This is a genomic window from Comamonas sp. CMM02, assembly GCF_014851485.1.
GTDB classification, from domain to species: domain Bacteria; phylum Pseudomonadota; class Gammaproteobacteria; order Burkholderiales; family Burkholderiaceae_C; genus Comamonas; species Comamonas avium.
The window spans coordinates 90044-103143 of the sequence record NZ_JACUZW010000002.1; the positions used below are offsets into that span (position 1 = coordinate 90044).

General features: G+C 58.1%; 10 protein-coding genes. 7 read left to right on the forward strand and 3 right to left on the reverse strand.

Annotated features, from left to right (window positions below):
* Nucleotides 1-41: 41 nt before the first annotated feature.
* The 3 genes from ugpE to ugpB form a co-directional block, all read right to left on the reverse strand.
* Complete coding sequence (ugpE, locus tag IB213_RS05585; RefSeq protein ID WP_191724115.1) at nucleotides 42-890, reverse strand: sn-glycerol-3-phosphate ABC transporter permease UgpE; 849 nt, start codon at nucleotides 888-890, stop codon at nucleotides 42-44.
* A 2-nt stretch (nucleotides 891-892) separates the two neighbouring features.
* The gene (gene ugpA / locus IB213_RS05590; RefSeq protein ID WP_191724114.1) at nucleotides 893-1774 is read right to left on the reverse strand and encodes a sn-glycerol-3-phosphate ABC transporter permease UgpA; all 882 of its coding nucleotides are present in this window, start codon (nucleotides 1772-1774) and stop codon (nucleotides 893-895) included.
* A gap of 233 nt (nucleotides 1775-2007) precedes the next feature.
* Complete coding sequence (ugpB, locus tag IB213_RS05595; RefSeq protein ID WP_191724113.1) at nucleotides 2008-3324, reverse strand: sn-glycerol-3-phosphate ABC transporter substrate-binding protein UgpB; 1317 nt, start codon at nucleotides 3322-3324, stop codon at nucleotides 2008-2010.
* 407 nt (nucleotides 3325-3731) lie between these two features.
* Between ugpB and IB213_RS05600 the strand changes: the two genes are divergently transcribed.
* The 7 genes from IB213_RS05600 to ubiB all read left to right on the forward strand — a co-directional run bounded on the left by IB213_RS05600 (nucleotide 3732) and on the right by ubiB (nucleotide 12905).
* The gene (locus IB213_RS05600) at nucleotides 3732-7631 is read left to right on the forward strand and encodes a DUF3683 domain-containing protein (protein ID WP_192405685.1); all 3900 of its coding nucleotides are present in this window, start codon (nucleotides 3732-3734) and stop codon (nucleotides 7629-7631) included.
* Entirely contained in the window at nucleotides 7628-8068 is a 441-nt protein-coding gene (locus IB213_RS05605) for an HIT family protein (protein ID WP_192405686.1), read from the forward strand. Before IB213_RS05600 ends, IB213_RS05605 begins: the two co-directional genes overlap by 4 nt.
* Before the next feature lie 109 nt (nucleotides 8069-8177).
* Entirely contained in the window at nucleotides 8178-8669 is a 492-nt protein-coding gene (locus IB213_RS05610; RefSeq protein ID WP_191724110.1) for a gamma-butyrobetaine hydroxylase-like domain-containing protein, read from the forward strand.
* A 262-nt stretch (nucleotides 8670-8931) separates the two neighbouring features.
* The gene (ubiE, locus tag IB213_RS05615) at nucleotides 8932-9663 is read left to right on the forward strand and encodes a bifunctional demethylmenaquinone methyltransferase/2-methoxy-6-polyprenyl-1,4-benzoquinol methylase UbiE (protein ID WP_191724109.1); all 732 of its coding nucleotides are present in this window, start codon (nucleotides 8932-8934) and stop codon (nucleotides 9661-9663) included.
* 84 nt (nucleotides 9664-9747) lie between these two features.
* On the forward strand, nucleotides 9748-10740 hold the full coding sequence (locus IB213_RS05620) for a Tim44 domain-containing protein (protein WP_191724108.1): 993 nt from the start codon (nucleotides 9748-9750) through the stop codon (nucleotides 10738-10740).
* A 33-nt stretch (nucleotides 10741-10773) separates the two neighbouring features.
* A complete protein-coding gene (locus IB213_RS05625; RefSeq protein WP_191724107.1) occupies nucleotides 10774-11343 on the forward strand; it encodes a hypothetical protein in 570 nt (189 codons plus the stop codon).
* Nucleotides 11340-12905 (forward strand): ubiquinone biosynthesis regulatory protein kinase UbiB, encoded by a 1566-nt coding sequence (gene ubiB / locus IB213_RS05630; RefSeq protein WP_192405687.1) that lies wholly within the window; start codon nucleotides 11340-11342, stop codon nucleotides 12903-12905. Before IB213_RS05625 ends, ubiB begins: the two co-directional genes overlap by 4 nt.
* Nucleotides 12906-13100: the final 195 nt, after the last annotated feature.

A 13100-nucleotide genomic window follows, 5' to 3' on the forward strand; every position in this document is an offset into this window, starting at 1 on the left:
AATGGGGCAAAAGAAGATGGTGAGTGGCTGTGGAGCGAGCGTTACTTCTCGGTATCCACCAGACCTTTAACAAACCACTTTTGCATCAGCATCACCACAGCGGTGGGGGGCAGCATGGCCAAAATAGCCGTGGCCATCACGATGTTCCAGTCCACGGCGGCTTCGCCACCGGCCAGCATGCGCTTGATACCAATCACCACGGGGTACATGTCTTCCGAGGTGGTCATCAGCAGCGGCCACAGGTACTGGTTCCAGCCGTAGATGAACTGAATCACAAACAGCGCAGCAATCGAGGTCTTGGACAAGGGCACCAGAATGTCCTTGAAAAAGCGCATGGCGCCAGCGCCGTCAATGCGTGCGGCTTCGACCAGTTCATCAGGTACGGTCAAGAAGAACTGACGGAACAGGAATGTGGCCGTGGCCGAAGCAATCAGCGGCAGCGACAAACCCGCATAGCTGTTGAGCAAGCCCAGATCCGCAACGACCTTGTAGGTCGGCAAGATACGCACTTCCACAGGCAGCATCAGTGTCAAGAAGATGGCCCAGAAGCACAGCATCTTGAAGGGAAAGCGGAAATACACGATGGCAAACGCCGACAGCAGCGAGATGGCAATCTTGCCCACGGTGATGATCATGGCGGTGACAAAGCTCACCCACATCATGTGCACCACATTGGTGTTGGAGCCCAGCTTGCCGGAGCCCAGCAGCGCCTGCTTGTAGTTTTCCCACATGTGGGCGCCGGGCAGCAGCGGCATGGGCGACTGCACGATGGCGTCGGCCGTGTGGGTGGACGCCACCAGTGCCAGATACAGCGGGAAGGCCACAATGGCCACGCCCAAGATCAGTACGGCGTGCGAGATGATAGTGAGCCAGGGGTTACGGTCAACCATGGTCAGTACTGCACTTTCTTTTCAACATAGCGGAACTGGATCACGGTCAGCACGACAACGATCATCATCAGGATCACGGACTGGGCAGCAGAGCCGCCGAGGTCCAGCGCCTTGAAGCCGTCTTGGTAGACCTTGTAGACCAGGATCGACGTCGATTGGCCGGGACCACCTTGGGTGGCTGCGTCAATGATGCCGAAGGTGTCAAAGAAGGCGTAGACGATATTGATCACCAGCAGGAAGAACGTGGTGGGCGAGAGCAGCGGCAGCTGGATATTCCAGAAACGGCGCCATGGGCCTGCACCATCGATCGAAGCCGCTTCAATCAGTGCCTTGGGGATGGACTGCAAGCCTGCCAGGAAGAACAGGAAGTTGTACGAGATCTGCTTCCACACCGAAGTGATGACGATCAGGGCCATGGCCTGGTTTTCGTTCATCAGGTGGTTCCAGTCGTAGCCCAGCTTGCCCAGGTAATGGGTCACAACGCCAATGGAGGGCGAAAACATGAACACCCACAGCACGCCTGCAATCACGGGCGCTACAGCGTAGGGCACGATCAGCAAGGTCTTGTAGATCATTGCAAAGCGGATGATGCGGTCGGCAAAAATGGCCAGACCCAAAGACGCTGCAATGCCAATACCAGCGACGAGCACAGAGAACAGGGCTGTGCGCTGAAAGGCGTTCAGATACGTGGCGTCATTGAACAGGTTGCGGTAATTTTCCAGTCCTACCCATTCGGTGCTCAGGCCAAAAGCATCTTCCATCTGGAAAGATTGCAATACAGCCTGGCCGGCGGGCCAGAAAAAGAAAATGGCAATGATGAGCAGCTGAGGCAGGATCAATGCCCAAGGCAGCCATTGCGATCGGAAAAGTACGCGTTTTTCCATGGGGGTCACAAATAAAAAAACCGCCGAGACCTTCAAATGGCCTTGGAGGATAGTGGGGACCAGCTCAAGTAACTTGCCCGAATCGCGTCAAAACGAAGCGACTCGAAAGAGTAAATTGAGTGAAATGTGCGCGTATTGTGCCTAGCGCGCGGGCTATCTGCCAGAAAAACCAGTGGGTTCAAGGCGAGTTACAGGGGAATTACTAGGAATTCCCCCGTAATTTTCAACTTGGATTACTTGCTGTTAGCGCGTTCGAAGCGTGTCAGCAGCTCATCACCACGCTTGACGATGCTGTCCAGCGCGTCTTTGCCGTTCTTCTTGCCGGCCCAGACTTGCTCGAGTTCTTCGTCCTCGATGGTGCGGATCTGTACATAGTTGCCCAGACGGATACCGCGCGAGTTGTCAGTGACCTTGCGGATCATCTGGTTCACAGCCACATCGGTGCCAGGGTTCTTCTTGTAGAAGCCCGCATCTTCTGTCAGCTTGAACGCAGCCATGGTCACAGGCAGGTAGCCAGTGCGCTGGTGCGAAGCGGCTTGCACTTCAGGCTTGGACAGGAATTCGAAGAACTTGGCTACGCCCTTGTACTCTTCAGCCTTCTTGCCAGCCATGACCCACAGCGAAGCGCCGCCGATCACGGTGTTTTGTGGTGCGCCCTTGACGTCGTCGTAGTAAGGCAAGGGTGCCAGGCCATAGGCAAACTTGGCGTTCTTGGCCACGTCACCGTAGAAGCCCGACGATGTCTGAATCATGGCGCATTCACCGGCGGTGAACGAAGCCTGGGCAGTAGAAGCACGACCCTTGTAGACAAATTCACCGGCCTTGGCTGCAGCAGCCAGGTTGTCGATGTGCTTGACGTGCAGAGGCGAGTTGACCTTCATGCGTGCCTTGTAGCCTTCCTTGCCCAGGCCGTTTTGGTGGGTCGCGAATTCCACGTTGTGCCAGGTGGAGAACGACTCCAGCTGGGTCCAGCCTTGCCATGCCAGCGTCATGGGGCAGCTGTGGCCAGATTCCTTGAGCTTCTTGGCAGCAGCGAACACTTCAGGCCATGTCTTGGGCGCTTGGTCGGGGTTCAGGCCGGCCTTCTTGAAGGCGTCCTTGTTGTAATAGAAGATGGTGGTGGAGCTGTTGAACGGGAAGCTCATCATCTGGCCATTGGGGGCGGTGTAGTAACCGGCCACGGCGGGGATGTAGGCTGCGGGATCGAACTTGGCGCCAGCGTCGGTCATGACCTTGCCCACTGGCACGGTCGCGCCCTTGGAGGCCATCATGGTGGCGGTGCCCACTTCAAACACTTGCAGGATGTGGGGCGCGTTGCCCGAACGGAACGCAGCGATAGCAGCTGTCATGCTTTCGTCATACACACCCTTGAAGGTGGGTACCACTTTGAATTCGCTTTGGCTTTCGTTGAACTGCTTGGCCAGATCGCCGACCCACTCGTTGTTCACGGCAGTCATCGAATGCCACCACTGGATTTCAGTGGCGGCATTGGCTGCGCTCAGGGTGGTTGCCGCGAGGGCAGCAGACAGGGCCAGTTGCTTGAATTGCATGGGAAACTCCTCTACGTGTAGAAACTTGTGCCTCTCATCCTAAGAAGGAATGAGGCACTTTTATGACAGTCATTGAGCCCAAAGGGCTAAAGAGGACTTGCCGTACCGTGCTTTGTACCTCTTAACGCCAAAGCAGCGCATGGGGTAAGAACGGTGGCTCGAATTCTAGGAGCGGACTCGGTTTTGTGAATAAGGATATTTGCGTTTTTCTTTCTTTTTTGAGTAATTCGTTGCGCAATTGTGGGATTTGCGTAGTTGCGAAAAACTCACTAATTGATAGCGCAACAGTTTTGGCAATCCACGGGGCGGGTCTCTTGGTGCGCTCTGAGCAGACTTTGGGCGCTGACATAAAATTGCGGTCCCCATGACTTAAGGTGCGCCTTGAGCGCCCAACCCGGTCTACATCCATGAATGCACCGATTGCGCTGACAGCACTGGTGAACCACGCTGCCGAACCCGCCCGTCTCCGTGAGATCCCCTATAACTACACCTCGTTTTCCGACAAAGAAATCGTGATCCGCCTGTTAGGTACATCCGCCTGGGGTGTGCTTAATCAATTGCGCCAAGAGCGCCAGACGGGTCGATCTGCCCGGATGCTGTATGAAGTGCTGGGCGATATCTGGGTGGTTCAGCGCAATCCTTATCTGCAAGACGACCTGCTGGACAACCCTGACCGCCGCAAGCTGCTGGTGGAGGCGCTGCAGCACCGCATGGCCGATGTGGAAAAGCGCCGCATGCCCGATGACAACGCCCAGCGCGATGCCTTGGTGTGCGAGCTGATTGCCGCGGCCAACCGTGCCGTGCAAGAGTTTGACCGCATGTTTGTCGAGGCTGCCTTGCTGCGCAGCCGTGTGCGCAAGACGCTGCGCAAGCTCACCCACAAAGACAACATCAAGTTTGATGGCCTCTCGCGTGTCAGTCATGTGACGGATGCGACCGACTGGCGCGTGGAATACCCGTTTGTGGTGCTGACGCCAGACACTGAAGAAGAGATGGCATTGCTGGTCAAGGGCTGCATTGAGCTGGAGCTGACCATCATTCCGCGTGGGGGCGGAACGGGTTACACCGGGGGCGCGATTCCGCTGACCTGGCGTTCCGTGGTGATCAATACCGAAAAGCTCGAAGCCATCACCGAAGTAGAAAAAGTGATGCTGCCCGGCCTGGACCAGCCCGTACCCACGGTGTGGACCGAAGCCGGCGTGGTCACCCAGCGCGTGGCCGATGCGGCCGAGCGTGCCGGTTATGTGTTTGCGGTGGACCCTACCTCGATTGAGGCGTCGTGCATTGGCGGCAACATTGCCATGAATGCAGGCGGCAAAAAAGCGGTGCTGTGGGGCACGGCCTTGGACAATCTGGCCAGCTGGCGCATGGTCACCCCCGATGCCGAGTGGCTGGAGGTGGTGCGCATTGGTCACAACCTGGGCAAGATTCACGACGCAGAGATGGCCAGCTTTGAGCTGCGCTACTTTGCCGCCGACGGCAAAACACCGCTGCGCACCGAGCGTCTGGACATTGCGGGCCACAAGTTCCGCAAGGAGGGCCTGGGCAAGGATGTGACCGACAAGTTCCTGTCGGGTCTGCCCGGTGTGCAAAAAGAAGGCACCGATGGCCTGATCACCAGCGCGCGCTGGATCGTGCACCGCATGCCAGAGCACACCCGCACGGTGTGCATGGAGTTCTTTGGCAATGCCAAGGATGCCGTGCCCTCGATCGTGGAAATCAAAGATTACATGTTCGAGGAGCAAAAGCGCAGCGGCGTGCTGCTGGCTGGCCTTGAGCATCTGGATGACCGCTACCTCAAGGCCGTGGGTTACGCCACCAAGTCCAAAAAAGGCAATGGCAAGCTGCCCAAGATGGTGCTGATTGGCGACATCGTGGGCGACAACGCCGACGAAGTGGCGCGCGTGACCAGCGAAGTGGTGCGCATTGCCAACTCACGCAACGGTGAAGGCTTTGTGGCCATCAGCGCGGAAGCGCGCAAGAAGTTCTGGCTGGACCGCAAGCGCACAGCCGCCATTTCGCGCCACACCAACGCCTTCAAGATCAATGAGGACGTGGTGATTCCTTTGCCACGCATGGCCGAGTACACCGACGGCATTGAGCGCATCAACATTGAGCTGAGCCTGCGCAACAAGCTCAAGTTCTGTGACGCCCTGCTGGCCTTCTTTGAAAAGGGCAACCTGCCTTTGGGCAAGCAAGACGATGCGGGCGAGATTCCCGCCGCCGAGCTGCTGGAAGACCGCGTGCACCAGGCCATTGAGCTGGTGCAGGACGTGCGCGACCTGTGGGCCGGCTGGTTGGCCGATGTGGCCACACTGTTCCCGCAGCTGCAAGATCACAGCTTGCGCGCCAGCTGGAAAACACAGATTCGCCAGCCTCTGGCGCAAATTTTCAGCGGCGAAGCGTTTGATGCCATCCTGGCCGAGACAGTCGCCATTCACCAGCGCGTGCTCAAGGGCCGCGTGTGGGTGGCGCTGCACATGCACGCCGGTGACGGCAATGTGCACACCAACATCCCCGTCAACTCTGACGACTACGAAATGCTGCAGACCGCCCACGAAGCCGTGGCGCGCATCATGCAGCTGGCGCGGGGTCTGGATGGCGTGATCTCGGGCGAGCACGGCATTGGTATTACCAAGCTGGAGTTTCTGACCGACGAAGAGCTGCAGCCGTTTGCCGATTACAAGCAGCGCGTTGACCCGCAGGGCCGCTTTAACCGTGGCAAGCTGATCCGTGAAAAGAACGGCCTGGTGCCCGCCGAATCGCCGCGCGAGGCGCTGATGTACGCGGATTTGACCAACGCCTACACGCCCAGCTTTGGCCTGATGGGCCACGAGTCGCTGATCATGCAGCAGTCCGACATTGGCGCGATTGCCGATTCGGTCAAAGACTGCCTGCGCTGCGGCAAGTGCAAACCCGTGTGCAACACGCACATTCCGGGCGCCAACATGCTGTATTCGCCGCGCAACAAGATTTTGGCCACCTCGCTGCTGGTGGAAGCTTTCCTGTACGAAGAGCAAACCCGCCGTGGTGTCTCGATCAAGCACTGGCAAGAGTTTGAAGACGTGGCCGACCACTGCACCGTCTGCCACAAGTGCTTTACGCCTTGCCCCGTCAAGATCGACTTTGGCGATGTCACCATGAACATGCGCAACCTGCTGCGCAAGATGGGCAAGAAAAGCTTCAATCCGGGCAACAAGATGGCCATGGCCATGCTCAATGCCACCAACCCCGACACCATCAACTTGCTGCGCAAGGGCATGGTGGGCGTGGGCTTCAAGGTGCAGCGCATGGCATCGGACTTGCTGCACGCCGTGGCCAAGCCCCAGATGAAGCGCCCCCCGGCTTCTGTAGGCAAGGCGCCACTGAAGGAGCAGGTGATTCACTTTGTGAACAAGAAGCTGCCCGGCGGTCTGCCCAAGAAGACAGCGCGTGCTTTGCTGGACATTGAAGACAAGGACTACGTGCCCATCATCCGTGACCCCAAGAGCACGCATGCGGACACGGAAGCCGTGTTTTATTTCCCCGGCTGTGGTTCTGAGCGCCTGTTCAGCCAGGTGGGCCTGGCCACACAGGCCATGCTGTGGCACGCCGGCGTGCAAACCGTGTTGCCCCCGGGCTACCTGTGCTGCGGCTATCCCCAGCGCGGCTCGGGCCAGATGGACGTGGCCGACAAGATGATCACGGACAACCGCGTGCTGTTTCACCGCGTGGCCAATACGCTGAACTATCTGGACATCAAGACCGTGGTGGTGAGCTGCGGCACATGTTTTGACCAGTTGCAGGGTTACAGCTTTGACAAGATATTTCCCGGCTGCCGCATCATTGATATCCACGAGTTCCTGCTCGAAAAGGGTGTCACTTTGCCTGCGGGCCAGGGTGGCTTCCTGTACCACGAGCCTTGCCACAGCCCCATGAAGCAGCAAGACGCCATGAAGACCGTCAAGGCCCTGGTGGGCGAGGGCGTGATCAAGAGCGACCGCTGCTGCGGTGAATCGGGCACGCTGGGCGTGACGCGTCCGGACATTTCCACGCAAATTCGCTTCCGCAAGGAAGGCGAGCTGCTCAAGGGTGAAGCCGAGCTGCGCGCCAACGGCTCGGTAGGTGCCAACGACAACGTCAAAATTCTGACCAGCTGCCCCAGCTGCTTGCAGGGCCTGAACCGCTACGGCAATGACCTGCAAAACGGCCTGCTGGAAGCCGACTACATCGTCGTGGAGATGGCCAAGCAGATCTTGGGCGACAACTGGATGCCCGATTACGTGCAGCGTGCCAACGCGGGCGGCATTGAGCGGGTGCTGCTGTGAGCGGCGCACAGGCCGACTGTGTGCTGTGCCGCGAGGCGGGTGGCCTGCCCGTCTGGCAGGGCGCGCAGCTGCGTGTCATCCGTGCGCAAGAAGATGGCTTTCCCGCTTTCTATCGCGTGATCTGGACAGCCCATGTGGCCGAGTTTTCTGATCTGTCACAAGCCGATCGCCTCACCTGCATGGCGGTGGTGGCCGAGGTAGAACGCGTGCTGCGCGCTCAGCTGCAGCCCACCAAAATCAACCTAGCAGCGCTGGGCAACATGGTGCCCCACCTGCACTGGCACGTGATTGCGCGCTATGAATGGGACAGCCATTTTCCAGCCCCCGTCTGGGCAAGCCCCTTGCGTGCGCGTGCTTTGGACAGACAAGCACAATTGCTGCAAGAACTCGCAGCCTGCGATGCCGCCATTGCTCAGGCGCTGGCACCGTGGGCTTAATGAATAGATAAGCTGCTTGCGCTGACTACACGCGCGTTTCAGGTATGTTTAATGCTGAAAACGCCTGTTTATAAGCGTAAGTAGCTATTGTTTAGATAGGTGGCACTCCATGGCAGACATGCCTCTTCCCCAATCGCTGACCGTGCATGCAGCCTCGCGCATGCTGGAGGTCGGTTACTCCGACGGCAAGACCTTTCGCCTGCCTTTTGAGCTGATGCGCGTGTACTCGCCCTCGGCCGAAGTACAAGGCCACGGCCCGGGCCAGGAAGTGCTGCAGACCGGCAAGCGCCACGTCGGCATCGACAACATTGAGCAAGTGGGCAACTACGCCATCAAGCCTTTCTTTAGCGATGGCCATGAAAGCGGCTTGTTCACCTGGCACTATTTGTACGAGCTGGGCGAAAAGCAGGATGCGCTGTGGAAAGAGTACGAGGCGCGCCTGCAAGCTGCCGGTGTCGATCGTGACGCGCCCATGCCGCAAAAGGCCGGCTCAAGCTGCGGTACGGGTGGCGGGTGTGGCAGCAGTGCCCCCGCGCCGGAATCCAGCGCCGCTAGCAGTGGTGGTGGCTGCGGCAGCGGCTCCTGCGGCTGCGCCAGCTAAGTGCAAGGTTTTTGCCGCATAGCTTGTCAGTGCGGTGTTGGCGCCGCTGGCAAACAATGCATGTGATGCATCGCAGTCACAGGTGAAATCCTCGGGTTTTCGCCTTTTTTCCTGGTGCGATGCTATATTTACCGTAGCTGTAAAGGCAGGCTTTTAGAGCACCTTTGGCAGTACAGACTTTTGACTGCAGGCACTGTATGCCCTGTGACCATACGGGGTTGTCGCTGGTCTCAGCGCAGCGTCCTGCTTACATTTGAAGCTTATGAGCAGCACACACTTTGGATTCCAGACGGTCGACGAGAAAGAAAAAGCCAGCCGCGTGCGCGGCGTGTTTGACTCGGTGGCGTCCAAGTACGACGTCATGAACGACCTGATGTCGGGTGGTTTGCACCGCGCCTGGAAGGCCTACACCTTGATGGTGGCCAACCTCAAAGAGGGCGATAAGGTGCTGGACATTGCGGGCGGAACCGGCGACTTGTCCATGGCCTTTTCCAAAAAGGTGGGCGCAAGCGGCACCGTGGTGCACACCGACATCAACGAAGCCATGCTGCGTGTGGGGCGCGACCGCCTCACCGACAAGGGCATCTTGCTGCCTACGTTGGTGTGTGATGCAGAAAAGCTGCCCTTCCCCGATGGCCACTTCAACCTGGTCAGCGTGGCGTTTGGCCTGCGCAATATGACGCACAAGGACGTGGCGCTCAAAGAAATGAATCGCGTGCTCAAGCCCGGCGGCAAGCTGCTGGTGCTGGAGTTCTCCAAGGTCGCAAAGCCCCTGGAAAAAGTGTATGACTGGTATTCGTTCAATATCCTTCCCAAGATGGGTTCGATGGTGGCGGGTGATCCAGACAGCTACCGTTATTTGGCTGAATCCATCCGCATGCATCCAGGTCAGGAAGAGCTCAAGGCCCTGATGCATGAGGCCGGCTTTGGCCACGTGGACTATCACAACATGTCAGCCGGCATCGTCGCGCTGCACATGGGTATCAAGTGCTAAACAGGGAGCGTTTCCCCATGCATAGTTTTTTTGCCGGTTTTGGCTGATCAGCGGTTACTTTCAAACTTAAGCGGAGATACAACGATGAAGAAGGTGTGGGCAGTGACATTGGCGGCGGCGTTGGTCGTCATCCATCCCCTGGCAGAAGCCAAGCGCATGGGCGGTGGCGGATCCTTTGGCAAACAGTCCAGCAATGTGACGCAGCGCCAAGCCACACCTCCAGCCGCTCCGCCTGCACGTCCTGCGCAGCAGCAAAATGCGCAACAAAACAATGCAGCCGCCAAGCCTGCAGCACCTGCTGCTGCAGCACCCAAGAAGCCATGGGGCGCCATGCTGGGTGGCTTGGCTGCAGGTCTGGGTCTGGCATGGCTGGCCAACTCACTGGGCTTGGGTGAGGCGTTTGCCAACATGCTGATGTTCGGTTTGCTGGCCATGGTCGTCATGGTGGTGATCGGAGCCATCTTGCGTGCCCGCGCTAACAAGAAACCTGCTGCATCGCACGCCGCACCATCGCCGTTTGCTTTTCAGGGTGCAGGAGCCCCGGTGGCACCTGAGGCCATTGCAACCCCACCGCAGTACAAGCCCCAGAACGTGGGCAATGATGCGTCAGCCCGCCCTTGGGAGCAGATTCCTGGCGCGCAAGGCTCGATGATTGGTTCGGGCGTTGCCGCTGCTGCGTCAACCTGGGATGTACCTGCAGACTTTGATGCCAACGGCTTTTTGGATGCTGCCAAGCGCAACTTTGTGACCCTGCAGGCTGCATGGGACAAGAGCGACATCAGCACCCTGCGCTCCATGATGACGGATGACATGCTGGCTGAAATTCAAAGCCAGCTGGAAGAGCGCGAAAGCCAGAGCAGTGGCGAGCCCAATCAGACGGATGTCGTCATGATTGACGCGCAACTGCTGGGTATTGAAGACGTTGGCGGCTCTTACATGGCCAGCGTGGAGTTCTCGGGCTTGATCCGCGAAGATGTCTCTTCGGGCCCTAGCCCCTTCCGTGAAGTATGGAATATGGCCAAGCCTAAAAACAACTCCAGCGGCTGGTTGGTTGCGGGTTTACAAGCCTTAGGCTAAAAAACGCTCCACTTCAGGAATAATCAGGGGACTATGGCAACACAGTCCCCTTTTTCATTCCTGAACGGTTTAGTGGAACGCGCGGTGCAAGTCGTGCAGCCACCAAGCTGGCTCGTCCACGAAACCCAGCAGCGCGCCGTGCTGTTTCTTAACCATGTGTTGATGCAGGAGCGCGAAGCCATGGAGCGGCTGGTGCGCCAAAAAGGGCGTGTGGCCCGTGTGCAGTGGCGCAATTTCAATATGGCACTGGTGGTCACCCCTGCAGGCCTGCTGAATGTGGCTGCTGAAGGTGCAACACCGGATCTGCAACTGGAGATCATGGACAGCAACCCGCTGGCCCTGGCGCAGGTGGCGCTGCGTGGTGACAAGCCTTCCCTGCGCATCGAAGGTGATGTGCAGCTGGCCGCTGATATCAACTGGCTGGTGGACAACGTGCAGTGGGATGTCGAAGAAGACATGGCCCGCATCATGGGTGATGTGCCAGCGCATACCCTGGCCAATATCGGTCGCACGGTGGCCGCTGCGGTGCGCCAGTTTGTGGGTGGCCGCATGACCCAGGCCGATGGCAAACCCGCCAGCGATGCAGATCGCCTGCCGCAATGAGCCGATTTTTCCGAGGTTTGACCATCGTCTGGGTGGTGCTGCGCTATGGTCTGGATGAGCTGGTGCTCTCGGGCTTCAAGCATCCGTCGCTGAACACGCTGCGCCGTGTGCTGACGATTGGCCGCAAGCTGGAGGCTCCACGCGGCGAGCGCCTGCGAGAAGCACTGGAGCAACTGGGGCCGATTTTTGTGAAGTTTGGGCAGGTGCTGTCCACGCGCAGTGACTTGATGCCACCGGATGTGGCCCAGGAGCTGGCCAAGCTTCAAGATCGTGTCCCCCCGTTTGATTCGCAAATTGCCATCGAAACCATTGAGCGCAATTTCCGCAAACCGCTGGACCAGATCTTTGTCAGCTTTGAGCGCACACCCGTGGCCAGCGCCTCTATTGCCCAGGTGCACTTTGCCACCGTGCGTGACCGCGATGGTCAGGAGCGTGAGGTTGCCGTCAAAGTGCTGCGCCCGGGCATGAAAAAGGTGATCGACAAAGACGTCGCCCTGATGTACATGATGGCGGGCTGGGTGGAAAAGCTCTCCAACGAGGGCAAGCGCTTGAAGCCATTGCAGGTGGTGGCTGAGTTTGACAACTACTTGCACGATGAGCTCGACCTGATCCGCGAAGCCTCCAATGCTGCGCAGCTGCGCCGCAATATGGAAGGGCTGAACCTGGTGCTGATTCCAGAAATCTTCTGGGATTACTGCCACGCTGAAGTGATGGTGATGGAGCGCATGAAAGGCGTGCCCATCAGCCAGGTGGATCGACTGCGCGAAGCGGGGGTGGACATCCCGAAGCTGGCACGCGATGGCGTGACCCTGTTTTTCACGCAGGTGTTTCGTGATGGGTTTTTCCACGCGGACATGCACCCCGGCAACATCATGGTGAGCCTGGATGCAGCCACGTTTGGGCGCTATATCTCGCTGGACTTTGGCATTGTGGGCACGCTCACCGAGTTCGATAAAGAGTACCTGGCGCAAAACTTCCTGGCGTTCTTTCGCCGCGATTACAAGCGCGTAGCTGCCTTGCACATCGAAAGCGGATGGGTGCCAGCCACCACGCGGGTGGAGGAGCTGGAAGCGGCGATTCGTGCGGTGTGCGAGCCGTATTTCGACCGCCCGCTGGCTGAAATCTCTCTGGGTATGGTGCTGATGCGCCTGTTCCAGACTTCACGCCGCTTTCAGGTGGAGATACAGCCACAGCTGGTGCTGTTGCAAAAGACCTTGCTCAACATCGAGGGCCTGGGTCGCCAGCTCGATCCGAACCTTGATCTGTGGAGCACCGCCAAGCCGTTTCTGGAAAAGTGGATGCTCGAGCAAATGGGGCCACAGCGCTTTTGGCGCGAGCTGCAGGCCGAAGCCCCGCGTTACGCCAAGCTGATTCCTGAACTGCCTCGGCTGGTCTATGGCTATCTGCAGCAAAAAAATGGCAGCGATCAGCAATTGGTACAGGAGTTGCTACGTGAACAGCGGCGTACCAATCGTTTGCTGCAAGGGCTGATTTACGGGGGACTCGGGTTTGTACTGGGCATGCTGGCCATGCAAGTCCTTACGCGAATCCGGATTTTCTAAAGCTGGCCCAATACAGTGCTTGCTGCGTAAGCAGGTACTAAGTTGAAATAAAAGAGGAGCGCCTTGCGCTTGTTCTTTAAAACTTTCAATGTCTTTTGACTTTGAGGTTCTGAAGAACAAAGCGTCAGGCGCTCTTCTTTTTTTGTCGCTTGTAGAACACAGCACAGGTTTTTTCCGTGTGGGGGCATCACAAAT

What these genes read in the sequence shown, in the direction of transcription:
- IB213_RS05610 (WP_191724110.1), top strand. Translation starts at nt 8,178, where the DNA reads ATGGCAGACATGCCTCTTCCCCAATCGCTGACCGTGCATGCAGCCTCG.
- IB213_RS05620 (WP_191724108.1), top strand. Translation starts at nt 9,748, where the DNA reads ATGAAGAAGGTGTGGGCAGTGACATTGGCGGCGGCGTTGGTCGTCATC.
- ubiE (WP_191724109.1), top strand. Translation starts at nt 8,932, where the DNA reads ATGAGCAGCACACACTTTGGATTCCAGACGGTCGACGAGAAAGAAAAA.
- ugpB (WP_191724113.1), bottom strand. Translation starts at nt 3,324, where the DNA reads ATGCAATTCAAGCAACTGGCCCTGTCTGCTGCCCTCGCGGCAACCACC.
- IB213_RS05625 (WP_191724107.1), top strand. Translation starts at nt 10,774, where the DNA reads ATGGCAACACAGTCCCCTTTTTCATTCCTGAACGGTTTAGTGGAACGC.
- ubiB (WP_192405687.1), top strand. Translation starts at nt 11,340, where the DNA reads ATGAGCCGATTTTTCCGAGGTTTGACCATCGTCTGGGTGGTGCTGCGC.
- ugpE (WP_191724115.1), bottom strand. Translation starts at nt 890, where the DNA reads ATGGTTGACCGTAACCCCTGGCTCACTATCATCTCGCACGCCGTACTG.
- IB213_RS05600 (WP_192405685.1), top strand. Translation starts at nt 3,732, where the DNA reads ATGAATGCACCGATTGCGCTGACAGCACTGGTGAACCACGCTGCCGAA.
- ugpA (WP_191724114.1), bottom strand. Translation starts at nt 1,774, where the DNA reads ATGGAAAAACGCGTACTTTTCCGATCGCAATGGCTGCCTTGGGCATTG.